We start from the raw sequence: 24,842 nt of genomic DNA, 5'->3' as shown, positions 1-24,842 counted from the left end.
ACAGTGTCGTCTATTTATTTTCTTTATAAAATCTTAATATTGATTCCGATAATTTTATACAATCTTTGAGGAGTTATATATATAATAAGACTGGAATAAAAAGATTAAAATCTGCATGTGCAAAATATTAAAAAAGGAGCCATACATTTATGCAGGAGAATTTTCACAGAAAAAAACATCTGACGTCATTTCAGATGATCATATTAGGGTTTGCAGGAGTGATTCTTTTGGGAACGCTTCTTCTGATGCTTCCGGTCTCGTCTGCAGATGGAATCGTAACTCCATTTGACGAAGCACTTTTTACTTCAACTTCTGCAGTTTGTGTGACGGGACTTGTTGTACAGGACACAGGCAGCTACTGGTCCGGATTTGGTCAGACAGTTATTCTTATACTTATACAGACAGGTGGGCTGGGGGTAGTGACAGTTGCTGTCGCTGCATTTATGCTTTCCGGAAGAAAAATATCTCTTATGCAGCGCAGCACTATGCAGAGCGCAATATCGGCACCGCAGGTAGGCGGAATTGTCCGGTTGACAAAATTCATACTGAGAGGAACTTTTTTGGTTGAGGCGATTGGAGCAATTTTACTTCTCCCGGTATTTTGCCATGATTTTGGGCGGAGGGGAATCTGGATGTCCGTATTTCATTCAGTATCTGCATTTTGCAATGCCGGGTTTGACATACTGGGAACAGAAGGGCACAGGTTTGTATCTCTTTCAGGATATGGCGATAATATATGGCTGAATATGGTGATCATGCTTCTGATTATAATCGGAGGTATCGGATTTCTTACCTGGGAAGACTTTTATAAAAATAAATTAAATTTCAGACGTTATCGTATGCAGAGCAAGGTGATTCTGATAACAACTGTTCTTCTTATTATATTGCCGGCAATTTTATTTTTTGCCAATGATTTTGGAGAGTTTCTGTTTAAAAAACGTCTGCTGTATTCAATATTTCAGTCAGTTACAACGAGAACAGCCGGGTTTAATACTGCAGATCTCCCGTTGATGACAGAAGCAGGAAAGTCGGTTATGATATTGCTGATGCTGATCGGAGGATCACCAAGTTCCACAGCGGGAGGTATGAAGACAACAACTTTTGCAGTACTGATCCTGAATGCATTTGCTACATTCAGAAGCCGTGAAGATGCAGGTGCTTTTGGAAGAAGATTTGATGTTCAGGTGATAAAAAATGCGGCAACAATTGCTATGCTGTACCTGATGCTGTTCTTTGGAGGCGGGATCATAATCAGTGCTTATGAAGGCTTACCTGTGCTAACCTGTTTTTATGAGGCAGCTTCAGCTATAGGAACGGTAGGACTGACTCTGGGTGTTACGCCCGATCTACATATAATATCACGACTGATATTGATTGTACTTATGTACCTGGGGCGCGTGGGTGGACTGACACTGATCTATGCAGTATTTTCAGGAAAAAATAATAATAATGCAAGAATGCCAATGGAAAAAATCACAGTGGGTTAAAGGAGCTTTTTTATGAAGAATATTTTAATTATTGGACTTGGAAGATTTGGAAAACACATTGCAATGCAGCTTAATCAGATGGGACATGAGATTATGGCGGTAGATCTGAATGAGGAAAGAGTAGAGAAAGTTCTTCCGTTTGTTACCAATGCTCAGATTGGAGACAGCACAGATGCTGAATTTCTGAAATCTCTGGGAATCGGAAATTATGATATCTGTTTTGTGACGATTGGAGGTAGTTTTCAGAATTCGCTTGAGACGACTTCTTTACTAAAGGAACTGGGAGCCAGACTGGTAATTTCCAGAGCGGAACGGGATGTCCATGAAAAATTCCTTTTGCGAAATGGTGCAGATAAGGTGGTTTATCCTGAAAAACAGGTGGCAAAATGGGCATCCATTCGTTATGCGGATGATCATATCCTTGATTATATGGAAGTCGATGCATCTCATGCAATCTTCGAAGTAGAAATACCGTATGAGTGGATTGGAAAAACTATAGGTGAACTTGACATAAGAAAGAAACATAATATAAATATTCTGGCAGTCAAAAATGAAGGCGGCGAAATCGGTGTGGCAATATCGGCTGATACAGTTCTGAACGATGGGAGTACACTTCTGGTACTGGGTGATTATAAAACAATTCAAAAATGTTTTCATATCTGAAGATAGTGGGTGATGATAATGGAAAAGGGAACTCTGATATTGATTGTATGTGTAATATTTGGACTGGGACTTTTTATGGTGTCAAAACTGGGATGCTTTATTAAGGAAAGCCGAAAAGAACTTTCTGATGAACGTTCAAATCTGCAGTTATTAAAAAAAGTCGAGATGAGTTCAAAAGGAAGAAAAAAGAATGCATACATGCATGTTATTCCGGGTACAGTTATGCCGGAAACCGGTCAGAAGCAGAAGTTTAAGCTCCATATTGAAACACCATCAGTAAAAGATTATATTCTGACAGTTTCAATATTTATTGGCTGTACACTGATTGGACTGATATTTCAGAAACTGTATTTCACAGATGCGAATATAGTTACCATATATATCCTTGGAGTATTGCTCACCTCAATTTTAACAGATGGATATCTTTGCAGTCTGGCCGGTTCGTTTTTAAGTGTCGTTCTTTTTTGCTTTTTTCTTACAGAACCAAGAATGTCATTTCAGACATATGCAGTTGGTTATCCTGTGACATTTCTGATCATGCTTATCTCATCCGTACTGACAGGAACACTTGCGGCAAAACTAAAAGAGCATGCAAGGTTATCGGCACAGCAGGCTTTTTGCACACAGATTTTATTTGATACAAACCGTCTACTCCAACAGGTAAAAGACAGAAGAGATATCCTTTGTGTTACCTGTAAACAACTGGTGCGTCTGTTAAACTGTAATATTGTTGCGTATATTGAAGAAAACGGAGAACTGTCCGGCGGCAGTCTGTTTTTTCATAATGACGAAAGTGGAAGGCAGGGAGAACTTCTGACATCAGAAGAACAGTATGTAGCCAGGTGGGCATATGAGAATAGGCAGAATGCAGGTGCAACAACGAATCATTTCAGCAGTGCCAGATGTTTATACTTTGTTATTAAAAGTGGAGACAATGTATATGGTGTAATTGGAATTCCATTGCAGAAGAAAAAACTGGATTCTTATGAGAACAGCATTCTGATTTCTGTTCTTAATGAATGTGCACTTACGATGGAAAATTCACATAATGCAATAGAAAAAGAAAAAAATGCAGTATTTGCTAAAAATGAACAGCTTCGTGCGGATCTTTTGCGTGCGATTTCACATGATCTTCGAACACCTCTTTGTTCGATATCCGGAAATGCAGATATGCTGTTAAACAATGGAAGCTGTCTGGATGAGGCAACAAAACGTCAAATTTATTCAGATATTTATGATGATGCAGACTGGCTGATTGATGTTGTGGAAAATCTGCTTTCTATCACGAGGCTGAATGATGGAAGATTAAAGATTAAATTTACAGATCAGCTTCTGGACGAAGTCATTACAGAATCATTGCGCCACATCAGCCGAAAACATGAGGATTATCAGATTGACGTAGAATGTGAAGAATTTATTCTCGTATATATGGATGTGCGGCTTATAATCCAGGTTCTTGTAAATCTGATTGATAATGCAATAAAATATACACTGCCGGGCTCAAAGATATGCATCAGAGGAATAAAGAAGGACGGTAAAGCACAGATCAGTGTAGCTGATAACGGACCGGGTATTTCAGATGAAGTAAAACCGCATATATTTGAAATGTTCTATACAGGCAATAATACAATCGCTGACAGTCATCGAAGTCTTGGCCTTGGCCTTGCCCTTTGTCGGTCAATTATTGAAGCACACGGGGGAACTCTGATGCTGACAGATAATATTCCGAGAGGATGTATTTTTACGTTTACTCTGCCATTAAGTGAGGTGATATTAAATGAATAAAAATTCGATTCTGGTTGTTGAAGATGATCGTCCGATACGAAACCTGATCATAACAGCATTAAAGACACATGATTATAAATATCTGGAAGCAGAGAATGGTACCTCTGCCATTCTGGAGGCCTCCTCACATAATCCGGATATTGTTTTGCTGGACCTGGGCTTGCCGGATATAGAGGGAGTGGAAGTGATCAAAAGAATCAGAATGTGGTCAAATATGCCGATTATTGTTATAAGTGCAAGAAACGAAGACACAGATAAGATAGAAGCGCTGGATGCAGGCGCAGATGATTATATAACGAAACCATTTTCAGTCGAGGAACTTCTTGCACGGATACGCGTCACGCAGAGACGACTTGCACTGCTCCAGACAGGCGAGATGCAGGAAGAATCGACTTTTACCAATGGTGAACTGAAAATTGATTATACGGCCGGTTGTACTTATCTGAGAGGTGAAGAACTGCATCTGACCCCTATTGAATATAAACTTTTGTGCCTTTTGTCGCGTAATGTAGGTAAGGTACTGACGCATACATATATCACGCAGCAGATCTGGAACAGAAGCGCAGAGAGTGATGTAGCTTCTCTTCGTGTGTTTATGGCGACTTTGAGAAAGAAACTGGAAACAGAAAAGAGTGATGTCTCATATATACAGACTCATGTTGGAATAGGCTATCGGATGCTGCGGATAGAATAAAAAATAATTAGCGAAAAGAAACAGGAGCAGCCTGTCGATGTAATTGTAATTCTATGGTCATCGGGGTATAATTATCATAACATAATGAAAGCAGGTGAGTTCCATATGACAAAGGTAAACGATAAAGTGAAATATCAGAGAATATTTGTAATTGTGCTGGATTCGGTCGGCATGGGATATATGCCGGACGCAGCGAAGTTTGGAGATGAAGGCGCAGATACGCTCGGTCATCTGGGCAAATATCTGCATGAGGATAAGATGCCTCATCTACGGAGTCTGGGTCTGGCAAACCTGAAAGCAATGGAAGGTATTCATCCTGTTGAGAAACCGCTGGGCTGCTACAAGCGAATGAAAGAGCAGAGCAATGGCAAGGATACGATGACCGGACACTGGGAAATGATGGGTATCCATACGACAAAACCGTTTAAGACATTTACGGAAACCGGTTTTCCGCAGGAACTGATCGACGAGCTTGAGAAGCAGTGTGGCAAAAAGGTTATCGGAAATAAAAGCGCAAGTGGAACAGAGATCATTAAAGAACTTGGTATGCAGGAGATGCAGGAAAATGCGATGATCGTTTATACTTCTGCAGATTCTGTATTGCAGATCTGCGGAAATGAAAAGACATTTGATCTGGCAAATCTGTATCGTTGCTGTGAGATCGCGAGAAAGCTGACGCTCAAAGAGGAATGGCGAGTAGGTCGCGTAATTGCAAGGCCGTATGTCGGTGATTCACCGGAGAATTTCAAGCGAACCAGCAACCGCCATGATTATGCATTAAAACCGACAAATAAAACAGCAATGGATGCGTTGAAAGAAAACGGTTATGATGTGCTGGCAGTCGGTAAGATCCATGATATTTTTGATGGTGAAGGAATCACAGATTCCGTGCATTCCGTAAGCTCTGTTAACGGAATGGATCAGACGATTGATTATGCAAAGACGGATTTTACAGGACTTTGTTTTACAAATCTTGTTGATTTTGATGCGCTTTGGGGACATCGCAGAAACCCGGAAGGATATGCGGCAGAGCTTGAGCGTTTTGATGTGAAATTAGGTGAGTTTCTGAAAGTTCTCAGGGATGATGATCTTTTGATGATCACTGCGGATCATGGAAATGACCCGACTTATACAGGAACCGACCACACAAGAGAATATGTACCGCTTCTTCTGTATTCGCCGAAACTGAAAATAAGCGGAAATCTGCCGGAGTCTGATTCCTTTGCTGATATCGGCGCGACGATTGCATCAAATTTCGGAGTTGCGATGCCGGAAGGAACGATCGGCACACCGATGAAAGAAATTTTAGATTGAAAATCAATACAGGCACAGATCACATAAAACAGTGGTTTGTGCCTGATGCTTTACAGTGGCAGTATGAGGGCAATCGTGCTGCCGTTTTTATTGCTTTTCAGGACTTTTACTTCGCCACCATGCTGTCTGGCAATTTCATTTACGAGCGCGAGCCCAAGTCCGGCGCCGCCCATAGCGCGGCTTCGGGATTTGTCTACACGGAAAAACGGGGTGAAAATTTTTTCCTGATATTCCGGAGAAATTCCGATCCCGGTGTCAGATACTTCAACGAGGGCGCAGTCTGCCGGAACAGGAGGGGTGGCGGGGTTCAGAAGGAAATTTTTCTGCTGGATGTTTACCGTTACTTTTCCACCGGGATGGTTGTATTTAATTGCATTTTCCACAAGATTATACACAGCACGGTAGAGAAGAAGATAACTTCCGGTGATGGTACAGTCTCCATCCTCCTGAATCAGCTTAATTTGTTTTTGCTCAGCAATTGAAGTCAGGTCGCAGAGAACTTCATCTGTAAGCTCTGCCAGCGAGATTGTTTCAGAACGTTCAATCGTCTGTATCCCGGTCATATCGAGAAGTATTTCTGCCAGATGGGAGAGTCGTCCGGTCTGTTCCTGAATCATGGAAAAAAGCTTCTGATATTCATCAGCGGAGGGCTCTTTCTTGCGGGAAAAAACTTCCAGATTTGTCTGCATGACCGCAAGGGGTGTACGAAGCTCATGCGCGGCACTGGCAGAAAACTGTTTCTGTGCTGTAAAGGCGTCATTCAGACGGGAAAGCATTTCGTTAAAAGAAAGTGTCAGCTTCGAGATTTCATCGTTACTGTCCGGTACTTCAAGTGGTTCGGAGAGGTTTTGTGCCTGGATTTTTTCAACTTTTGTGCTGAGACTGTGCAATGGTTTTAATGCCCGGCGGCTGACAAAATATGTGCAGGCACTGCTCAGCAGAATGATAAGTATTGTGGCAATGAGGCTTCGAATCTGAAAAAGATGTTTGGTCGTTGTTACCTGTTCTGTGAGATCAGGAAACAAGATAGTTGGATCTATGTTAAAAGTAATTGGTGAAGAATCGGTTTTATTAATTTGTACGATATAATTTTGCAGGTGGTCCATACCGGTAACTGCGGACTGACTGATAAAAAAGTACATCAGTATGCAGGTGATTGTTACAAGCAGAGCGGTGATCAGTGTCAGACGCCATTGCAGGGAGAGTTTTCTGGAAAAATTTTTCATGATATTTCCTCCATCAGAATATATCCCTGTCCGATTTTATTCTGAATCGGATCAAAGCCCAGTGCAGCACGAAGTTTTTTGCGCAGAGAAGAAATGTGGACGCGGATTGAATTACTGAAACTGTTAACACTTCCGTCCCAGAGATGTTCGATCATTTCCTCGGGGCTGATGATACGACCCTGATGGAGCAGGAAATATTCCAGAAGTGCACTTTCTTTTCGGGTAAGGGAAAGAGTCGCATCATCTACACTGGCTTTCCGTGTGCGTGTATCAAAAATGATGCGGCCACATTTCAGACAGATGTCTTCCTGAATAAATTTTCTACGGGTGAGACTGCGGATTCTGGCTTCCAGTTCTTCAAAGTGAAAAGGTTTGGTGAGGTAATCATTGGCGCCAAGATCCAGTCCCTCTACTTTGTCCTGAATCTGTCCACGCGCGGAAAGAATCAGAACCGGTGTGGTGCTGTCAGATGTACGGAATTGCTGCAGAATGTCAAGACCGTCTGTTCCCGGAAGATTCAGGTCCAGAAGAATCAGATCGTAACTTTCTGTCATACATAATTCCAGTCCTTCGTTTCCATCAAAACAGGTATCTGTTTCGTATCCATTCATGCGAAGACCCTCTGCAATGGAGCAGCAGAGCTGTTCTTCATCTTCTATAATTAATATATGCATGTAAGTTCTCCTTTTTAAGTGGTAGTACCTGAGAATTGTTTTGTATCAGGTATTTCGATAATTCTGTCTGATACTATCATATCATGTTGGACATAAAATTCCTGTAAAAAAATCACATATTTCAATGAAATCGGCATTTTGATTAAAAAAATTCATTTTCGTGTTTTCTTAACACCAATTTTATGTACAGTATGGTATAGTTTTGTCTATAGTAATCGCAGTGAGCACAGCTCACGCTGTAAAATGCAAACGAAATCAATTGAAGGGAGATATATATCATGAAATTCAGAATGAAAAAAATAACAGCACTTATGGCAGCTGCAGTATTAGGAGCATCCACCTTTGGAGGAGTATCCGTAATGGCAGCAGAAAGTACAGAAGCAATGGCGGTTCCGGCAGACCAGGCCGGAATGGTAGTTGATGATGATGCAGTTGCTGCAGAGGGGGATGCAATCCCGTCTGATTTTATACAGGGTACTTTCAAACCATCTGAGACAACTGTGCAGGCACAGGATTCTTATGAGTATCCATTCCTTGGACTTAACATGAAACTTCCAGAGGAACTGCTTAAACAGATAAAAGCGCAGACTATTGCGATGATCTCAAATGAAGGATGGAATGACACTGCAGATGCAATTAAATATGCATATATAAGCTGGAGCGAAATGACCGAGGAGCAGAAAGAGGCAGAGGTTGACAAGCTTGGAACAGCGTATGATGACTGGTGCAATAGTCTTGCAAAAATTGGAGTGATTGGAATCTATGACGAAGATTCTGAGAAAGAACTGGATGAGATCACAGGCTGTACAGAACACAAAGAAATCGGAAGCAGCAGTGATGGAAAGTATAAATATTATCTGAGCACTAATAAAGATGCAGATGAATCCCTGAAAAAAGAAGTGGAAGAAATTGATGTGACACTCACAGAGATGACACCATTCCAGCAGCTTTCCGCATTTGATCAGCCACAGGATACCAGCAATGCAGGTGATTCTACAACTGTGGGTAAATTTGAGACAAAGGGTGTTGACGGAAAAGACTATACAGAAAAAGTATTTAGCGATTATGACCTGACTCTGGTCAATATTTTTACTACCTGGTGTTCTCCATGCGTCAATGAGATTCCGGAACTGGAAAAACTCTATGAGGAGATGAAAGACAAGGGAGTAGGAGTTGTTGGTGTGGTTCTTGATACAGTAGGAGATGACGGAAAACAGGATGATGCTACCGTGAAAAAAGCTGGTGTTCTTCAGGAAAAGACAAAAGCTTCTTATCCTTTCCTGATTCCGGATTCAACAATGATGAATGGACGTCTGAATGGCATCTCTGCTTTCCCGGAAACCTTCTTTGTTGACAAAGATGGAAATATTGTAGGAGAAACATATTCCGGAAGCCATAGCCTGGATGAGTGGAAGAAAATCGTAGAAAAAGAGCTTGCGAATGTTTCAAAATAAAAGAGTATAGTTGTGATAACCAGCAATGCCGGTTTCCGGCAGAAAGATAAAAGATAACTATGATAAAAAAAATAACAGAAACAAAATGGGCAGGAGTTGTTTTGGCAATTCTTGGAATCCTTCTGATGATCTTTGGAATCTACAGAGGCGAGATGTCCGTAGTTTTTACAAAAGCAATTAATATCTGCATGGAGTGTATTGGAATTGGATAATAAAAAAATGAAAATAAACGAATGGCCGCGACATGGAATCCAGGCATTGTGGGCACTGCTGACTAACAGTCATCTGTCTGGTTTTGTGACCGGCAAGATCTATACCGGAAAGCTGAAAAATGTCTGTGTTCCGGGGCTGAACTGTTATTCCTGTCCCGGTGCGACAGGCGCCTGTCCGATTGGTTCTCTTCAGGCGGTAATTGGAAGCTGGAATTTCAAAATGGCATATTATGTGGTCGGATTTCTGATTTTTGTGGGAGCATTGCTGGGCAGGCTGGTCTGCGGATTCCTGTGTCCGTTTGGACTGATTCAGGATCTGCTCAATAAGATTCCGTTTCCGAAAAAAATCAGGACATTTCGCGGAGACAAACTGCTTCGCAAGCTGAAATATGTAATTTTTCTTATATTTGTAATTTTATTGCCGATGTTTGTGGTAGATATCATGGGACAGGGCGCACCGTATTTCTGCAAACTGATCTGCCCGGCAGGAACACTGGAAGGTGGTCTTCCGCTTGTATTGTTGAATAAGTCCATGCGCAGTGCAGTCGGATGGCTTTACATATGGAAAAATGTGATTCTGGTGATTATGATCATTTTGGCAATTCTTATTTACCGGCCGTTTTGTAAATATATCTGTCCACTGGGAGCATTTTATTCTATATTCAATAAAGTATCTGTTTTTCGTTATCGTGTAGACGAGGAGAAGTGCATTCACTGTGGAAAATGTGCAAAAGCATGTCAGATGGAAGTCAACCCTGTGGAAAACCCGAACAGTGCAGAGTGCATCCGTTGTGGAAGATGTAAGAAAGCCTGCCCGACACAGGCGATTCAGTGTGGGGTAAAGAGATAATATTAATGCCGTCAGATAGCCTGGAGCTAACTGGCGGTATTTTTATGTAATAGGACATTACCCCGTAATGTTCCAATAACGTAAAAACGTGACGAAATATTTCATAAGATTTGTATAGGTAAATATTGGCGTGTCTGGTATAATAAATTTACTTATATCAAAAAGGAAAGATGGAGGAGGGTATAGATAATGATTTGTGGAATGACATATTTTCAGATATGTTTGTATTTTTTGTTTTATTCTTTTGGAGGATGGGTTGTTGAAGTTATCTTTCATGCGGTTGCACTTGGAAAGGTGATAAACCGAGGTTTTCTGAATGGTCCGGTCTGCCCGGTGTATGGTTTCGGAGTACTGTCCGTTTTTGCTTTGCTCAATACGATTCAGAGCGGCGGACATGTGATGAGTGAAGGAATGATCTTTGTCTTTGGATTTGTCCTGGCTACTTTGGTAGAGCTGATCGCCGGATGGCTGCTTGACGTATGCTTTCATGCAAGATGGTGGGATTATTCAGATAAGCCGCTGAATTTTCACGGGTATATCTGTCTGGAGTTTTCGCTGATCTGGGGACTTGCAATCGTGATGGTCGTAAAAGTTTTCCAGAAGTATGTGGAGAATCAGGCATCACATATACCGGCAACCTGGGAATGGGTTGTGATAGCAATTTTGTATGCGGCATATTTTGCGGATTTTGTAGTGACTGTAGCAACGATCCGCGGACTGAACAAGAAGCTTACCAGACTGGATAAAGTCAGCTCCGATATGAGAATTGTAAGTGACAAACTCAGCAACACACTGGCGACGACCACGATCGACACTGCTCAGAAAGTCGGTGAGGGTAAAGTGCAGGTTACACTTGCAAAAGCAGAGCTCCGTGATGCTACAATAGCGCAGAAAGATAAGTCAATCGAAATGCTTCGAATGAAAAAAGCAGAACTTCAGGCACAGTTTGATGAGCTGTCCAGTTCTATCACAAACCACACTGTATTTGGACAGGGACGACTCATCAAAGCATTCCCTGAGATGAGACACAGAGATTACTTTGAACTGATTCAGGAACTGAAGAAGAAACTGAAATAAATATTAACAGAACGCTTCGCTATTGCGACAAGTGAAGATTCCCTGCTGATTATGATCCTGTTCTGTTCGGAGTGTGCAGTGCAGGTAACCGCCATGGAGGGAAGCCTGGTATGCGAAAAATTTTTTTTATTTAAGTTGTTCCTTTAAAATCTCCATGCTACAATAAAAGAGCAAATATCTTTTGATCTGTGATTTGTTTCCAGCGAGGAGGCAAAATGGAAAAAGCATCACAGGACAAAAGAGAAAAGAACGCGAGCTACCAGCCGGAAATGCATGTGAGAAATGCAAACAGCCGGGAGATATTTAAGAATAACAGGCTGACAAGTCAGTTTCTGAGAAATTATACAGATATTCCGCTGCTGGCGAATGTGATGCCGGAGGATATTGAGGATGTATCGGAAAAATATCAGGCATTTCTGGGGGTGGAATTTGAGTCGGATACGATCAAAAAGGTATATATCCGCAAAGCAGATGGCACAATAGAAAGAGAAGTTTATGTATTGTCATTGATTGAGCACAAGAGTGATATTGATTATGATGTGGCGATGCAGTTGCTTCGGTACATGTGTGTAATCTGGCAGGAATATAAAGCGACTCAGAATAAAATCCAGGAAGGAAGCAGCCGACGTAAAAATTTTCGTTATCCTCTGATTATTCCAATTGTATATTATGAGGGAAAACGGAAATGGACTGCAGATTTGAACCTGAAAGACCGCATTGAATTTTCAGAAGAAATGGAAAAATATATTCCGGATTTTACATATCAGGTAGTGAGTGTGAGACAATATACAAATGAAGAACTCAGCGAAAAACATGATGAAATGTCATTGGTGATGCTGATTAATAAGATACAGACGGAGGAAGATCTTTCGGAGTTTAGAAAGGTCTCGGAGGAAATGGTAGATTCCACTTATGGAAATGCACCGGATGAGATAAAAGAGATATATAAGAAAATATTATGGTCATTACTAATGAAATTAAAAGTATCGAATGAGGAGGCCAGCAATATTATAGGCGAGATTGGAGGTCATGGTATGGGATATCTGTTTGAGAATATGGACGAAATAGATATTGGGGCTCTAAAAAGGAAGGTTGCCTTAACAAGGCAGCGGGCAGAAGAAGAGAAGCAGCGGGCAGAAGAAGAGAAGCAGCGAGCGGATGAAGAGAAGCAGCGGGCAGAAGAAGAGAAGCAGCGAGCGGATGAAGAGAAGCAGCGAGCGGATGCACTAGAGGAGGAACTTCAGCGACTCAGGAAGCGGTTAGAGATTCAGGGACAGAAGTAACATATAGAATACCGTAACATATCAATAAAGTTAAAAATGGAAGCAAGTCAAATCAAAAGATGTAAGTAAGAAAATATCGTTTTACTGTCTAAATGATGGTAAAACGATATTTTTTATGTAATAGGAAATTACTTCGTAATGTTCCTATTACATAAAAATGCTCCGCGAGGATGCGATACTTCTTGACAAATCCTCAGTTTCCTATATAATTATCAAAGGTAATTAACAATGATAATTATATGGAGGCATATATTATGACAACCAAAAAAATCAAAGAAATGCTTGATGCATGTTATCAGGCGAAGCGGATCCGGGAGATGCTGCCGCCTCTGCCGGAAGGGGTGATGCCGTCTTATATTCAATATCTGGATGCAATCCAGAAACTGGAAAAAAAAGACATTCGTGTAAAAGTGTCTGATATCAGCGATGTAATGAATCTCCCAAGGCCGGGAGTCACCAGAACGGTAAAAGAGATGGAGAAAAAAGGTTATCTTAGCAAGATTGCATCCCCGGATGACGGACGCGTCACTTACATATCTATCACAGAAGAGGGCTGGAAGCTGTTTTGTAAGTATGATGAAAAATATTTCGGTGAACTGTCTGCAGATCTGAGTGACATTTCAGAAGAAGATGCAGACTGTATGATCCGCACGATTGAAAAATTTTATCAGATCATGTGCGAGAGGAGGAGTCATCATGACAAATGATAAAGCTGATTTTACACAGGGAAATATACTGAAGAAATTGGTCGCCTTTATGATGCCGGTTCTCGGGGCGTTGATTCTGCAGGCGGCATACGGCGCAGTCGACTTGCTGGTTGTAGGAAGATTTGGTTCCACATCCGGACTTTCTGCGGTTTCCACCGGAAGCCAGGTACTGAATCTGGTGACATTTGTAGTAATTCAGTTCGCAATGGGTATCACCGTTTTGATCGCTCGCTATCTCGGTGAAAAAAGACCGGAAAGGATCGGGGCTGTCATTGGTGGTGGAACAGTGGTATTTACCATGATGTCTGTCGTGCTGTTTATTGCGATGGTTGGATTTGCCCGTCCTATTTCCGTTCTGATGCAGGCACCGGCGGAGGCTGTAGATCTGACTGCAAGTTATGTAAGAATCTGCGGTGCAGGTATTTTCTTTATTGTAGCGTACAACCTGTTGTCTGCAATCTTCCGTGGACTGGGAGACAGTAAATCACCGCTTCTTTTTGTACTGGTGGCATGTATCGTAAATATTATCGGCGACCTGGTACTGGTAGCCGGTCTTCACATGGATGCAGCAGGAGCTGCGATCGCAACAGTTACCGCACAGGCGCTCAGCGTAGTATTTGCAGTAATGCTTTTGCTGAAAAAAGATCTTCCGTTTGCGATCACAAAGAAGGAGTTTCGCCTGAACCCACAGTGCCGGAAATTCCTGAAGATCGGTCTTCCGCTTGCACTGCAGGAATTTCTGACACAGATTTCTTTCCTGGCACTCTGTGCATTTGTCAACCGACTTGGACTGGAAGCTTCGTCCGGTTACGGAGTTGCATGTAAAATTGTTAACTTTGCAATGCTCGTACCGAGTTCACTGATGCAGTCAATGGCATCTTTCGTTTCCCAGAATATAGGTGCAGGCAAGAAAAAACGTGCGAAACAGTCTATGTTTACAGGAATCGGTGTGGGTCTGGCTGTCGGCTGTGTGGTATTTGTACTGGTTCTGTTTAAAGGTGATGTATTGTGCAGTGCTTTTTCTACAGATGCAGCGGTTATCCAGAATGGATTTGCATATCTGAAAGGTTTTGCACCGGAGACACTTGTGACAGCGATCCTATTCAGTATGGTTGGTTATTTCAATGGAAATAACAAGACTGTCTGGGTTATGACGCAGGGCCTGATCCAGACACTTCTGGTACGTCTGCCGCTTGCATACTTTATGAGTATCCAGCCGAACGCAAGCCTGACAAAGATCGGTCTGGCTGCTCCGGTGGCAACGACTGTGGGAATCGTCCTGAACGTAGGATTCTTTATATATCTGAATCAGACTGAACAGCGGAAGTCAATCCTGTCTTAAGCAGACCGCATCCGGTGTAATCGTTTATTTTGCAATAAACAGAACACCAAGTGTACCAGGACCGCAGTGGCTGGAAACAACACCGCCGGCCCTGGTTTCTAATATTTCATGGAAGATCCCGAGACTTTCCAGGTAGGAGCGGACGGCATCAACGGTGGTGCGGTCACAGCCGGAATGTGTGATAAATACGCGCTCAGGTCTTGCTGATTTTAAATCCTCTTCCATGTCTTTTACATAGGACATAATGACAGAATGTATTTTGCCACGATATTTTTTGGACGCGTCCATGGCACCGTTTTCGACGACGATTTTCGGGTGGAGTCTCAGAACTCCGCCTGCCATGGCAGAAACAGCGTTGCATCGGCCACCGCGGTACAGATAAGTAAGTGTATCGACGACAAAGCTTGCGCGGATATTGGGTTTTAAAGATGCTATTGTAGCTGCGATTTCGGCTGCGGACTGTCCTTTTTCGGCCATAATTGCTGCCTCTATGACGAGAAGCCCAATTCCGGTAGAGAGGTTTGCCGAATCAACGACCGTAACAAGATCAGATGCTTCTAATTCTTCAGCCGCAAGGCGCATGACATTTCCGGAAGTGGACATGCTGCCGGAAATGGAAAAACAGACGATTTCACGTTTTTCTTCTATATATGGGCGAAAAAGATCAATGGCTTCAGCCAGAGACGGGGCTGATGTTTTGGGCGTTGTTTTGTGTGCATCAGACCAGTCATAGATCTGCTGCGGCGTAATGTTTCTGCCATCTTCATATTCGTCCTCGCCGAGAAGAATGTGGAGCGGCAGGATGTCGATATCATATTTTGCAATCAGCTCAGGAGAGAGGTCGCAGGTGCTGTCTGAAATAATCTTTACCATATGAGATAGGTCCTTTCTGTATTTATTCCGTTGACAAGGTATAACAGTTTTTGCGTATTCACGCATATCTCTTTTGTATATCTGTAATCATATCACAAATTCACATGGAAATCCAAATTTGTGTGCCATAAAAGAACTCTATTGACTCAGACATTTAGGGTTTTGCTGAGCTGTATGCAGTTCCGCTTGCAAAGGCACTTGTTGAAGGTGGACTTCCATGTGCAGAAGTTACATTTCGTACTGAGGCAGCGGAAGAATCTATCCGTCTTATGGCAGAGCAGTTTCCGGATATGCTTGTAGGAGCAGGAACTGTTCTCACTAAGGAACAGGTTGATGCAGCTGCAGCAGCAGGTGCCAAGTTCATAGTTAGCCCTGGATTTGATCCGGAGATTGTAGACTACTGTCTGAAAAAAGAAATCCCTGTTTACCCGGGATGTGTTTCACCATCTGAGGTTGCTCAGGCAGTTAAAAGAGGACTTAAGTTTATGCCGACAGGCGGAATCAATGCAAAAAATCTTGAAGAGTATCTTTCCTGCTTCTATCCGAAAATAATCGGAGTTAATATACATATTCATATTCAGAAAAACGCTCCGCGAGGATGCGACAAGAGCAGGGAATTGAGCGATAGTTTTTGTATTTTAGAAAGTTTTCAGTTGTTCCATCAAAATCAACATGTTACAATAAAAATGTAAATATCTGTAACTATTCAGCAGGCAGTATCCCGCGAGGGAACTGAACAGTTACAAATATCGAGTGGACAGCGGGACTGCATTTGAAAGACAGAATTGATTTTTCTGAGGAAATGATCGAGTATATACCAGATTTTACATACCAGGTAGTGAGTTTGAATAAATATACGAATGAGGAGCTCAGCAAGAAACATGATGAAATGTCTTTGGTAATGCTGATTAATAAAATACAGTCTTCGGAGGATACTAAGGAATTTCAAAAAGTCTCCGAAACAATGGTGGATTCTATTTATGTGAATGCACCAGACGAAATAAAGGAAATTTATAAAAAGATACTGTGGTCTTTACTAATGAAAATGAAAGTACCAAGTGAGAATGCCCGGGAGCTAATGGGTGGAATAGGAGGTCGTGGTATGGGATATTTGTTTGAGAATATGGAAGAAATAGACATAGGGGCTCAAAAAAGAAATACTGCGAGAGAGAAACAGCGTGCAGAGGCTGAAAGACAACGCGCGGATGAAGAGAAGCAACGCGCGGATGAAGAGAAGCAACGCGCGGATGAAGAGAAACAGCGCGCGGATGAGGAAAAACAGTTAAAGATTGAGGCAGAAGAGCGAGCAAATGCGCTTGAAGAGGAAATTCAGCGTCTCAGGAAGCTGTTAAAGAGTCAGGAACAGAAGTAATATAGAAATACCGTATCATTTAATAAAGCTAAAAATGGAAACAAACCAAATCAAAAGATGTAAGTAAGAAAATGTCGTTTTACTGTCTAAGGATGGTGAGACGACATTTTTACGTTATAGGGATTTTTGATTCCACATGTTGAGGATGAAGCGGAACTTGACAGTTTTTTTTCAACATGATATGATTAGGTCAATTTTGAGAGACGAAGATGCAGAGTAACAGACAGAGTCTTTTCAAAGCAATTGTTTGGGACCACCCGTCAGGGTTAAGGCCATACGGACAGCCGGGTCCACTGCCGATTATGGTAACTTTGGTTACCTTATTGATTGAGTTAAAAGCTCAAATTTTATAAGTAGGTTCCTTTGATAACCGAGATGCGTCAGAAGCGCAGACTTGTGAAACGATCAATAAGAGTAGTAAAAGTATGATTGCTATATAGACTCTGATACGCATGCGAATACAGATCAAACGCAGGTTTGTGGCTTAGTGCCCTGATCTGCGTTTTTTTATTCAGTCTGTGGAATGTATATTAAGGGGTGATACAAAGGAAACTGGAATTGGAGGAATGATGAAAGGAAGTCGTTTTAAATTAAATCAGAATCATGCACCGATACATGAAGCTCTGGAGACTTTCCGTCGTATGAGGGTTGTACCATTTGATGTACCTGGCCATAAGCGCGGAAGAGGCAATCCGGAGCTGACAGAATTTCTGGGACAAAAATGTGTAGGTGTTGATGTTAACAGTATGAAGCCACTGGATAATCTCTGTCATCCGGTATCTGTAATACGGGAGGCAGAAGAACTGGCAGCAGATGCCTTTGGAGCAGCACATGCATTTCTGATGGTAGGAGGCACGACAAGTTCTGTTCAGACGATGGTCCTGACTGCCTGCAAACGTGGAGATGAGATCATACTGCCACGTAACGTTCACAGGAGTGTTTTGAATGCACTTGTTTTGTGTGGTGCGATTCCTGTTTATGTAAACCCGGAAGTAGATCAGCGGCTTGGAATCTCCCTTGGAATGAAAAGGGAACAGGTGGAGAAAGCGATAAAAGAACATCCAAAGGCAGTTGCAGTACTGGTAAACAATCCGACTTATTACGGAATATGCAGTGACCTGCGTGCGATCGTTAAGATGGCTCATGATGCAGGAATGCTTTGTCTGGCAGATGAGGCACATGGAACGCATTTTTATTTTGGAGGAGGTCTTCCTGTCTCTGCTATGGCAGCAGGTGCAGATATGGCAGCTGTGTCCATGCATAAGAGTGGAGGAAGTCTTACACAGTCAAGCCTTCTTCTTACAGGTCCGGATGTACATGCCGGCTATGTGCGCCAGATCATCAATCTGACACAGACGACCTCAGGAAGCTACCTTCTGATGTCAAGCCTTGATATCTCAAGAAGAAACCTTGCACAGCGCGGCCGTCAGATCTTTCATCAGGTAGCAGATATGGCAGAATATGCCAGAGAGGAAATCAATGCGATCGGCGGTTATTATGCGTTTGGCAAAGAACTGGTAAACGGAAACTCTGTTTTTGATTTTGATATAACTAAATTAAGCGTACATACGCTGGATATCGGACTTGCAGGAATCGAAGTGTATGATATTCTGCGTGACGAATATGATATTCAGATAGAGTTTGGAGATATCGGTAATATTCTTGCCTACCTTTCCATAGGAGACCGTGCACAGGAAGTAGAGCGGCTTGTGAGTGCGCTCGCAGAGATCCGCAGACGTTTTCAGACAGATGGTTCAGGACTTCTGAGTCAGGAATATATTGATCCTCAGGTAGTGACCAGCCCGCAGGATGCTTTTTATGCGGATAAATGCAGTCTGCCGCTTCGTGAAACCGAGGGTAAGGTCTGCAGTGAATTTGTGATGTGCTATCCGCCTGGAATTCCGATTCTTGCACCGGGGGAACGTATCACAGCAGAGATCCTGGATTATATTGAATATGCCAAAGCAAAGGGCTGTAACATGACGGGACCTGAAGATCCTGATATTTTGAGACTGAATGTTCTGACAGGGAGGGAATGACAATGGAAATGTGGTTTTCAGAATTTCATACACCGGATGTGAAACACAGTATCCGGGTAAACCGCCATCTTTATTCCAGACAGAGTGAGTATCAGAGAATTGATATTTTTGAGACACCGGAATTCGGCCGTGTGCTGACTCTGGACGGAAATGTAATGCTGACAGAGCGTGACGAATTTATTTATGATGAGATGATCACGCATGTGCCGATGTCGGTCCATAAAGAAGCAAAAGATATTCTGGTGATCGGTGCCGGAGATGGTGGCGTTGTCCGTGAACTGACCAGATATGACAGAGTACGTCATATTGATCTTGTAGAAATGGATCCTATGGTTGTTGAGGCCTGTCGTGCCTATCTTCCGGGAAATGCCTGCAGATTGGATGACAGAAGAGTTCATCTTCATTATGAAAATGCGCTGAGATTTATCCGAAGATGTGAAGCAAAATATGATCTTATCATCGTGGATTCCTCTGATCCGTTTGGTCCGTCTGAAGGATTGTTTACCCGTGAATTTTACGGAAACTGTTATAATGCACTGAAGGATGACGGGATTATGGTAAACCAGCAGGGAAGCCCGTTTTATGCAGAAGATGCACATGCCATGCAGCGCAGCCATAAAAGGATTGCCAGTACCTTCCAGATCAGCCGTGTTTATCAGGCACATATTCCAACCTTTGCTGCAGGTTACTGGCTGTTCGGATTTGCAAGTAAAAAATATCATCCGGTAGATGATCTGGATGCAGAGGCCTGGAACGCATTAAATCTTCGTACACGCTACTATACGACCAGACTCCATAAAGGGGCATTTTATCTTCCGGCTTTTCTGGAAGACATGCTGAAAGAAGTGGAGGATTAATTTATGATTTTACCTAATATAGAAACCTTTATCGGCTGCGAAAGCAGTTTTGAGGAAGCATCCATTGTTCTTTATGGTGCACCGTTTGATTCTACAACAAGTTTTCGTCCGGGTGCCCGATTTGGCCCATCAGCCATGCGCCATGAGAGCTTTGGCCTGGAGACCTACAGTCCGTATCAGGATAAAGATCTTATGGACATCAGCGTATTTGACAGCGGGGATCTGGAGCTTTGCTTTGGCAGCAGTGAAATGGCACTTTCAGACATTGAAAAGAGAGCAGAAGAAATCCTGGGAGCAGGAAAATTCCCGTTGCTTCTTGGAGGAGAACATCTGGTAACACTGGCAGCGGTGCGTGCTGTAGCCGCAAAATATCCGGATCTTCATATTATCCATTTTGATGCTCATGCAGATTTAAGAGATGATTATCTCGGAGCAAAATTAAGTCATGCCTGTGTTCTTCGCAGATGCCATGAAATTGTGGGAGATGGCCATATCCATCAGTTCTGTATCCGAAGCGGAGAGAGGGAAGAATTTCAGTTTGCTTCCAGACATACAGATTTTCATCCGTTTACTTTTGAAGGACTGGAAGAGACCATCAGAGAACTGAAAGAGAAACAGGTTCCGGTATATTTTACAATTGATCTGGACTGCCTGGATCCATCGGTATTTCCGGGGACAGGAACTCCGGAGGCGGGAGGTGTGAGCTTTTTAGAGCTTCTTAAAGCAATCCGTACCGTTTCTCAGGCAAATGTGGTAGGGGCAGATGTCAATGAACTTGCACCCATGCTGGATGCGAGTGGTGTTTCAACTGCAACAGCCTGCAAGGTTCTTCGTGAACTGCTTCTGGCAATTGCAAAATAGAATGATACCAGGGTCAAAAGTCCCGACATCATAAAACAACATTAAGAGAAAACAGTAACATATCAACATAAAAAGGAGAAGAATTATGAGCAGAGTATTAGTGATCGGCTGCGGTGGAGTAGCCAGTGTGGCAATTCAGAAATGTTGCCAGGTTGATGAGGTATTTACAGAAATGTGTATTGCAAGCCGTACAAAGGAAAAATGTGATGCGCTTGTAGAAAAACTGAAAGGAAAGACAAAAACTGTCCTTACTACAGCTAAGGTGGATGCAGATGATGTAGATCAGCTGATCGAACTGATCAACAGCTATAAACCGGATCTGGTAATGAACATCGCCCTTCCTTATCAGGATCTGACAATCATGGATGCGTGTCTGGCATGTGGCGTAAATTATATGGATACAGCAAACTATGAGCCGGAAGATACCGATGATCCAGAGTGGCGTGCCATCTATGAAAAACGCTGCAAAGAAGAAGGCTTTTCCGCATACTTTGATTATTCCTGGCAGTGGGCATACCGTAAAAAATTCGAAGATGCAGGACTTACAGCACTTCTTGGATGTGGATTTGACCCGGGTGTTACACAGGCTTATTGTGCCTATGCATTAAAGCATGAATTTGACCAGATTGATACAATTGATATCCTGGACTGCAACGGCGGTGATCATGGATATGCATTTGCGACAAACTTTAATCCGGAGATCAATCTTCGTGAGGTAAGTGCACCGGGAAGCTACTGGGAAGATGGACACTGGGTGGAAATCCCGCCGATGGATATCAAGAGAGAATATAACTTCGACCAGGTTGGCGACAAGGATATGTATCTGCTCCACCATGAAGAGATTGAGTCTCTTGCAAAAACAATCCCAGGTGTAAAACGTATCCGTTTCTTCATGACTTTTGGACAGAGCTATCTGGATCACATGCGTTGTCTTGAAGATGTAGGAATGCTTTCTACAACACCGATCCAGTACAATGGACAGGAAATTGTTCCGATCCAGTTTTTGAAAGCACTGCTTCCGGATCCGGCAAGCCTTGGACCACGTACAAAAGGAAAAACAAATATTGGCTGTATCTTTACCGGTGTAAAAGACGGAAAAGAAAAAACATACTATATCTACAATGTATGTGATCATCAGGAATGCTATCACGAAGTAGGAAGTCAGGCAATCAGCTATACAACAGGTGTTCCGGCAATGTGCGGAGCACTTATGATGCTGACAGGAAAATGGATCAGACCAGGTGTATATACCGTAGAAGAATTTGATCCGGATCCGTTCCTGGATGCTCTTGACCGTTATGGTCTGCCACGCAGTGAAAGTTATGATCCGAAGCTGGTAGACTGATGGAAGGATTGGATAAAAGAGCTCCGTTTACAGCCACCGGCGGAATCATTCCGCCGGAATTCCAGAACATAAAAACACCCTGCTACATTCTGGATGAAAAAGCACTTATAAAAAATGCAAAGCTGCTCGGTGAAGTATCTGAACGGACAGGATGTAAGATGCTTTTGGCACAGAAAGCGTTCAGCAATTATGACTGCTATCGTTTTTTTGAACCATATCTTGCAGGAACAGAGGCAAGCGGGCTGTTTGAGGCACGGCTTGGAGCAGAGGAAATGCCGGGAAAAGAGGTTCATGTATTCTGTGCAGGCTACCGGGCTGATGAATTTGAAGAACTTCTTCAGTATGCGGATCATATTGTGTTTAATTCACCCTCTCAGCTTCTGCGTTTTGGTGTAAGGGCAAAGGAAGCAGGAAAGAGCGTCGGACTGCGGATCAATCCGGAATGTTCTACCCAGGAAGGACACGATATCTATGATCCCTGTGCTTCGGGAAGCCGTATGGGTACAACAAGAGCACAGTGGGATGAAGCATTTCAGAAAAATCCTGAACTGTTGGATTTACTCGACGGACTTCATTTCCATACTCTCTGTGAGCAGGATTCCGATGATCTGGAGACAACGCTTGTTTCCGTAAAGAAGCATTTTGGTGATCTCGCTTCCAGAATGAAGTGGATCAATTTTGGCGGCGGCCACCATATTACAAGACCAGGCTATGATATTGAACGACTGGAACGCTGTATCCGGATGGTACAAGAGGAATGGAAGGCAGAGGTTTATCTTGAACCCGGAGAAGCGTGGGCATTAAATGCAGGCTTTCTGCTGACCAGCGTACTGGATGTCCTGAAAAACGGAGAGACACAGATCGCGATCGTAGATGCCAGCGCAGCCTGTCATATGCCGGATGTACTGGAAATGCCTTATCTTCCACCGCTTTTGGGAACAGATGAGACAGAAGAAAACGGGATTACAGTTCGCCTTGGAGGACCGACCTGCCTGTCAGGAGATGTGATCGGGGATTATAAATTCAGGCAGTTCCCGGAATACGGAGATATCCTTATGTTTGGAGATATGGCCATCTATACTACCTGCAAAAACAATACATTTAATGGAATGCCATTGCCGGATATCTGGCTCAGACGTGCTGACAATACGATGCAGCAGCTTACAGATTTTGGTTATATGGATTTTAAGGAAAGACTTGGAAGCCGTGAATAACGGCTTCCTTTTTTATGTAAAGGGAGTTTGAAGCGGACTTGTCCGCTTTGTTCTCGAGTGCATGTCAGCGGATTAACTGCTCATGACGGAGAAAATCAGGTAGTTCTGGGACTGGCAGAGAGCAGACAAACAGAAAAGAGAGTAATTTCTAAAGATGAGGCTGTGAAATATCTTCCATAAATAAGAAGAAAGTCTGTGGCAAAATGCCAGGGGCTTTTCTTTATGAACCGAATTCTGGTATACTAGATATGAATTACGAGAGTTCATATGAAAGTATAAGATTGAGAAGGGGAAAACTTGTGAAAAATAAGAAAAGTATACTACGAAAATTATTTTTTTCATGTTTATATCTCAGCACATTTACATTTGGCGGCGGCTATGTGATCGTGACCTTGATGAAAAAGAAATTTGTGGATGATTATCATTGGATCGATGAGAATGAAATGCTGGATCTGGTTGCAATTGCCCAATCTTCACCAGGGCCGATCGCAGTAAATGGTGCAATTGTTATTGGATATAAACTGGCTGGGATCTTGGGTGCTGTGACCGCAATCCTGGGAACGATCATTCCACCGTTTCTGATCATTTCCGTGATATCAGTTGGTTATCATTCTTTCAGTGACAGTTATTTTATCAGTCAGATACTTGAAGGAATGCAGGCTGGTGTTGGAGCTGTGATTGCATCAGTGGTTTATGAAATGGGTGTGGGAATTGCACAGGAAAAAGACAAGATTTCGCTATTGATCATGGCTGGAGCATTTGCAGCTTCGTGCGTATATAAGATCAATGTTGTATATATAATCATTGTCTGTGGAATGATTGGTGTAATCAGAACCTTCCTTTCAAAGAAGGGAGGAGAGAAATGATCTATTTATATTTGTTTGTAAGTTTTTTGCAGGTGGGAATGTTCAGCTTTGGAGGTGGATATGCGGCAATGCCGCTGATCCAGGAACAGGTGGTGACTATCCATCACTGGCTGGATATATCAGAATTTACAGATCTGGTTACGCTCTCTCAGATGACTCCGGGGCCAATCTCAATAAATGCGGCGACTTTTGTTGGGATCAAAATTGCAGGGATTCCGGGAGCAATTGTAGCTACAGGAGGATGTGTCCTGCCATCCTGTGTGATCGTTATGATCATTGCGAAAGTATATTTGAAGTATAGAAAAATGGGAATGCTGCAGGGAATATTGAATGCCTTAAGACCGGCAGTCATAGCGATGATCGCTTCTGCAGGTATATCAATTTTAATAACTGCATTCTGGGGGAATGCAGCCATTAAATTGATAAATACAAATTGGAGTCTGATGATAATTTTTGTGATATGTTTTGCATTGCTGCAAAAATTAAAGATGAATCCTATAGGGGTTATGGTTTTCGCAGGGATTATGAAACTGGGGTTGTCGTTTTTACAAAGATAACTCAGTAGTTAGTTTTGCAACAATAACAGCTACAATCAGGCTTCCAAAGAATCCTGAAACAATTTCAAATACGCCAGTTGAAACGGTCAG

23 protein-coding genes and 1 pseudogene are annotated in these 24,842 nt (G+C 42.6%); 21 read left to right on the top strand and 3 right to left on the bottom strand.

Annotated features, from left to right (window positions below):
• Positions 1-149: 149 nt before the first annotated feature.
• The 5 genes from BQ7344_RS08980 (at position 150) to BQ7344_RS08960 (ending at position 5,943) form a co-directional block, all read left to right on the top strand.
• A complete protein-coding gene (locus tag BQ7344_RS08980) occupies positions 150-1,487 on the top strand; it encodes a TrkH family potassium uptake protein (RefSeq protein WP_072522311.1) in 1,338 nt (445 codons plus the stop codon).
• Positions 1,488-1,499: 12 nt separating this feature from the next.
• The gene (locus tag BQ7344_RS08975; RefSeq protein WP_072522310.1) at positions 1,500-2,150 is read left to right on the top strand and encodes a potassium channel family protein; all 651 of its coding nucleotides are present in this window, start codon (positions 1,500-1,502) and stop codon (positions 2,148-2,150) included.
• A 12-nt stretch (positions 2,151-2,162) separates the two neighbouring features.
• Positions 2,163-3,935 (top strand): DUF4118 domain-containing protein, encoded by a 1,773-nt coding sequence (locus tag BQ7344_RS08970; protein ID WP_083585518.1) that lies wholly within the window; start codon positions 2,163-2,165, stop codon positions 3,933-3,935.
• On the top strand, positions 3,928-4,629 hold the full coding sequence (locus tag BQ7344_RS08965; protein ID WP_072522309.1) for a response regulator: 702 nt from the start codon (positions 3,928-3,930) through the stop codon (positions 4,627-4,629). The genes BQ7344_RS08970 and BQ7344_RS08965 overlap by 8 nt, the downstream gene beginning before the upstream one ends.
• A gap of 105 nt (positions 4,630-4,734) precedes the next feature.
• Positions 4,735-5,943 carry a phosphopentomutase gene (locus BQ7344_RS08960; protein ID WP_072522308.1) on the top strand — a complete coding sequence of 403 codons (1,209 nt, stop codon included), beginning with the start codon at positions 4,735-4,737 and terminating at the stop codon, positions 5,941-5,943.
• 50 nt (positions 5,944-5,993) lie between these two features.
• Here the strand turns inward: BQ7344_RS08960 and BQ7344_RS08955 are convergent, their stop codons facing one another.
• Both BQ7344_RS08955 and BQ7344_RS08950 read right to left on the bottom strand, forming a co-directional pair.
• Positions 5,994-7,169, bottom strand: coding sequence for a sensor histidine kinase (locus tag BQ7344_RS08955; protein WP_072522307.1), 1,176 nt, complete (start codon positions 7,167-7,169; stop codon positions 5,994-5,996).
• The gene (locus BQ7344_RS08950; protein ID WP_015541664.1) at positions 7,166-7,843 is read right to left on the bottom strand and encodes a response regulator transcription factor; all 678 of its coding nucleotides are present in this window, start codon (positions 7,841-7,843) and stop codon (positions 7,166-7,168) included. Before BQ7344_RS08950 ends, BQ7344_RS08955 begins: the two co-directional genes overlap by 4 nt.
• Positions 7,844-8,121: 278 nt before the next feature.
• Here BQ7344_RS08950 and BQ7344_RS08945 point away from each other — a divergent pair, with 278 nt between their 5' ends.
• The 7 genes from BQ7344_RS08945 (at position 8,122) to BQ7344_RS08915 (ending at position 14,768) form a co-directional block, all read left to right on the top strand.
• Positions 8,122-9,297 carry a TlpA family protein disulfide reductase gene (locus BQ7344_RS08945; protein ID WP_072522306.1) on the top strand — a complete coding sequence of 392 codons (1,176 nt, stop codon included), beginning with the start codon at positions 8,122-8,124 and terminating at the stop codon, positions 9,295-9,297.
• Between the two features lie 59 nt (positions 9,298-9,356).
• Positions 9,357-9,509 carry a CD1871A family CXXC motif-containing protein gene (locus tag BQ7344_RS08940; protein WP_015541666.1) on the top strand — a complete coding sequence of 51 codons (153 nt, stop codon included), beginning with the start codon at positions 9,357-9,359 and terminating at the stop codon, positions 9,507-9,509.
• Positions 9,510-9,516: 7 nt separating this feature from the next.
• On the top strand, positions 9,517-10,359 hold the full coding sequence (locus BQ7344_RS08935) for a 4Fe-4S binding protein (RefSeq protein ID WP_072523402.1): 843 nt from the start codon (positions 9,517-9,519) through the stop codon (positions 10,357-10,359).
• Positions 10,360-10,548: 189 nt separating this feature from the next.
• A complete protein-coding gene (locus BQ7344_RS08930) occupies positions 10,549-11,436 on the top strand; it encodes a putative ABC transporter permease (protein WP_072522305.1) in 888 nt (295 codons plus the stop codon).
• A 215-nt stretch (positions 11,437-11,651) separates the two neighbouring features.
• Positions 11,652-12,719, top strand: coding sequence for an Rpn family recombination-promoting nuclease/putative transposase (locus BQ7344_RS08925; RefSeq protein WP_072522304.1), 1,068 nt, complete (start codon positions 11,652-11,654; stop codon positions 12,717-12,719).
• A gap of 254 nt (positions 12,720-12,973) precedes the next feature.
• Positions 12,974-13,426 (top strand): MarR family winged helix-turn-helix transcriptional regulator, encoded by a 453-nt coding sequence (locus BQ7344_RS08920; protein WP_072522303.1) that lies wholly within the window; start codon positions 12,974-12,976, stop codon positions 13,424-13,426.
• Positions 13,416-14,768, top strand: a complete 1,353-nt coding sequence (locus BQ7344_RS08915; protein WP_072522302.1) for an MATE family efflux transporter — start codon at positions 13,416-13,418, stop codon at positions 14,766-14,768. The genes BQ7344_RS08920 and BQ7344_RS08915 overlap by 11 nt, the downstream gene beginning before the upstream one ends.
• Before the next feature lie 24 nt (positions 14,769-14,792).
• Here the strand turns inward: BQ7344_RS08915 and BQ7344_RS08910 are convergent, their stop codons facing one another.
• Positions 14,793-15,641 carry a DegV family protein gene (locus BQ7344_RS08910; protein ID WP_072522301.1) on the bottom strand — a complete coding sequence of 283 codons (849 nt, stop codon included), beginning with the start codon at positions 15,639-15,641 and terminating at the stop codon, positions 14,793-14,795.
• A gap of 176 nt (positions 15,642-15,817) precedes the next feature.
• Between BQ7344_RS08910 and BQ7344_RS08905 the strand changes: the two are divergent.
• The 9 genes and pseudogenes from BQ7344_RS08905 to BQ7344_RS08865 all read left to right on the top strand — a co-directional run.
• Positions 15,818-16,177: pseudogene (locus BQ7344_RS08905) on the top strand (bifunctional 4-hydroxy-2-oxoglutarate aldolase/2-dehydro-3-deoxy-phosphogluconate aldolase); the annotation flags it as partial.
• 212 nt (positions 16,178-16,389) lie between these two features.
• On the top strand, positions 16,390-17,013 hold the full coding sequence (locus BQ7344_RS08900; RefSeq protein ID WP_255367538.1) for an Rpn family recombination-promoting nuclease/putative transposase: 624 nt from the start codon (positions 16,390-16,392) through the stop codon (positions 17,011-17,013).
• Between the two features lie 566 nt (positions 17,014-17,579).
• Positions 17,580-19,052 carry an aminotransferase class I/II-fold pyridoxal phosphate-dependent enzyme gene (locus tag BQ7344_RS08895; protein ID WP_015541671.1) on the top strand — a complete coding sequence of 491 codons (1,473 nt, stop codon included), beginning with the start codon at positions 17,580-17,582 and terminating at the stop codon, positions 19,050-19,052.
• A 2-nt stretch (positions 19,053-19,054) separates the two neighbouring features.
• Entirely contained in the window at positions 19,055-19,909 is an 855-nt protein-coding gene (speE, locus tag BQ7344_RS08890) for a polyamine aminopropyltransferase (protein WP_015541672.1), read from the top strand.
• A 3-nt stretch (positions 19,910-19,912) separates the two neighbouring features.
• The gene (speB, locus tag BQ7344_RS08885; RefSeq protein WP_072522298.1) at positions 19,913-20,770 is read left to right on the top strand and encodes an agmatinase; all 858 of its coding nucleotides are present in this window, start codon (positions 19,913-19,915) and stop codon (positions 20,768-20,770) included.
• An 85-nt stretch (positions 20,771-20,855) separates the two neighbouring features.
• Positions 20,856-22,115: a saccharopine dehydrogenase family protein gene (locus BQ7344_RS08880; RefSeq protein ID WP_072522297.1), complete on the top strand. Its 1,260-nt coding sequence runs from the start codon at positions 20,856-20,858 to the stop codon at positions 22,113-22,115.
• On the top strand, positions 22,115-23,329 hold the full coding sequence (locus BQ7344_RS08875) for a carboxynorspermidine decarboxylase (RefSeq protein WP_072522296.1): 1,215 nt from the start codon (positions 22,115-22,117) through the stop codon (positions 23,327-23,329). The genes BQ7344_RS08880 and BQ7344_RS08875 overlap by 1 nt, the downstream gene beginning before the upstream one ends.
• A 248-nt stretch (positions 23,330-23,577) precedes the next feature.
• Complete coding sequence (locus BQ7344_RS08870) at positions 23,578-24,195, top strand: chromate transporter (protein WP_072523401.1); 618 nt, start codon at positions 23,578-23,580, stop codon at positions 24,193-24,195.
• Positions 24,192-24,752 (top strand): chromate transporter, encoded by a 561-nt coding sequence (locus tag BQ7344_RS08865; RefSeq protein ID WP_072522295.1) that lies wholly within the window; start codon positions 24,192-24,194, stop codon positions 24,750-24,752. Before BQ7344_RS08870 ends, BQ7344_RS08865 begins: the two co-directional genes overlap by 4 nt.
• Positions 24,753-24,842 lie beyond the last annotated feature (90 nt).

Origin of the sequence: Blautia sp. Marseille-P3087, assembly GCF_900120195.1 — a bacterium.
Classification (GTDB): Bacteria; Bacillota; Clostridia; order Lachnospirales; family Lachnospiraceae; genus Blautia_A.
This window is presented reverse-complemented; position numbering and strand designations above follow the sequence as displayed.

Coding starts and splice junctions, on each gene's coding strand:
- BQ7344_RS08930 (WP_072522305.1), top strand. CDS start 10,549: ATGATTTGTGGAATGACATATTTTCAGATATGTTTGTATTTTTTGTTT.
- BQ7344_RS08870 (WP_072523401.1), top strand. CDS start 23,578: ATGAATTACGAGAGTTCATATGAAAGTATAAGATTGAGAAGGGGAAAA.
- BQ7344_RS08895 (WP_015541671.1), top strand. CDS start 17,580: ATGATGAAAGGAAGTCGTTTTAAATTAAATCAGAATCATGCACCGATA.
- BQ7344_RS08970 (WP_083585518.1), top strand. CDS start 2,163: ATGATAATGGAAAAGGGAACTCTGATATTGATTGTATGTGTAATATTT.
- BQ7344_RS08915 (WP_072522302.1), top strand. CDS start 13,416: ATGACAAATGATAAAGCTGATTTTACACAGGGAAATATACTGAAGAAA.
- BQ7344_RS08880 (WP_072522297.1), top strand. CDS start 20,856: ATGAGCAGAGTATTAGTGATCGGCTGCGGTGGAGTAGCCAGTGTGGCA.
- BQ7344_RS08960 (WP_072522308.1), top strand. CDS start 4,735: ATGACAAAGGTAAACGATAAAGTGAAATATCAGAGAATATTTGTAATT.
- BQ7344_RS08975 (WP_072522310.1), top strand. CDS start 1,500: ATGAAGAATATTTTAATTATTGGACTTGGAAGATTTGGAAAACACATT.
- BQ7344_RS08955 (WP_072522307.1), bottom strand. CDS start 7,169: ATGAAAAATTTTTCCAGAAAACTCTCCCTGCAATGGCGTCTGACACTG.
- BQ7344_RS08935 (WP_072523402.1), top strand. CDS start 9,517: ATGAAAATAAACGAATGGCCGCGACATGGAATCCAGGCATTGTGGGCA.
- speB (WP_072522298.1), top strand. CDS start 19,913: ATGATTTTACCTAATATAGAAACCTTTATCGGCTGCGAAAGCAGTTTT.
- BQ7344_RS08910 (WP_072522301.1), bottom strand. CDS start 15,641: ATGGTAAAGATTATTTCAGACAGCACCTGCGACCTCTCTCCTGAGCTG.
- speE (WP_015541672.1), top strand. CDS start 19,055: ATGGAAATGTGGTTTTCAGAATTTCATACACCGGATGTGAAACACAGT.
- BQ7344_RS08945 (WP_072522306.1), top strand. CDS start 8,122: ATGAAATTCAGAATGAAAAAAATAACAGCACTTATGGCAGCTGCAGTA.
- BQ7344_RS08940 (WP_015541666.1), top strand. CDS start 9,357: ATGATAAAAAAAATAACAGAAACAAAATGGGCAGGAGTTGTTTTGGCA.
- BQ7344_RS08875 (WP_072522296.1), top strand. CDS start 22,115: ATGGAAGGATTGGATAAAAGAGCTCCGTTTACAGCCACCGGCGGAATC.
- BQ7344_RS08865 (WP_072522295.1), top strand. CDS start 24,192: ATGATCTATTTATATTTGTTTGTAAGTTTTTTGCAGGTGGGAATGTTC.
- BQ7344_RS08980 (WP_072522311.1), top strand. CDS start 150: ATGCAGGAGAATTTTCACAGAAAAAAACATCTGACGTCATTTCAGATG.
- BQ7344_RS08925 (WP_072522304.1), top strand. CDS start 11,652: ATGGAAAAAGCATCACAGGACAAAAGAGAAAAGAACGCGAGCTACCAG.
- BQ7344_RS08950 (WP_015541664.1), bottom strand. CDS start 7,843: ATGCATATATTAATTATAGAAGATGAAGAACAGCTCTGCTGCTCCATT.
- BQ7344_RS08920 (WP_072522303.1), top strand. CDS start 12,974: ATGACAACCAAAAAAATCAAAGAAATGCTTGATGCATGTTATCAGGCG.
- BQ7344_RS08965 (WP_072522309.1), top strand. CDS start 3,928: ATGAATAAAAATTCGATTCTGGTTGTTGAAGATGATCGTCCGATACGA.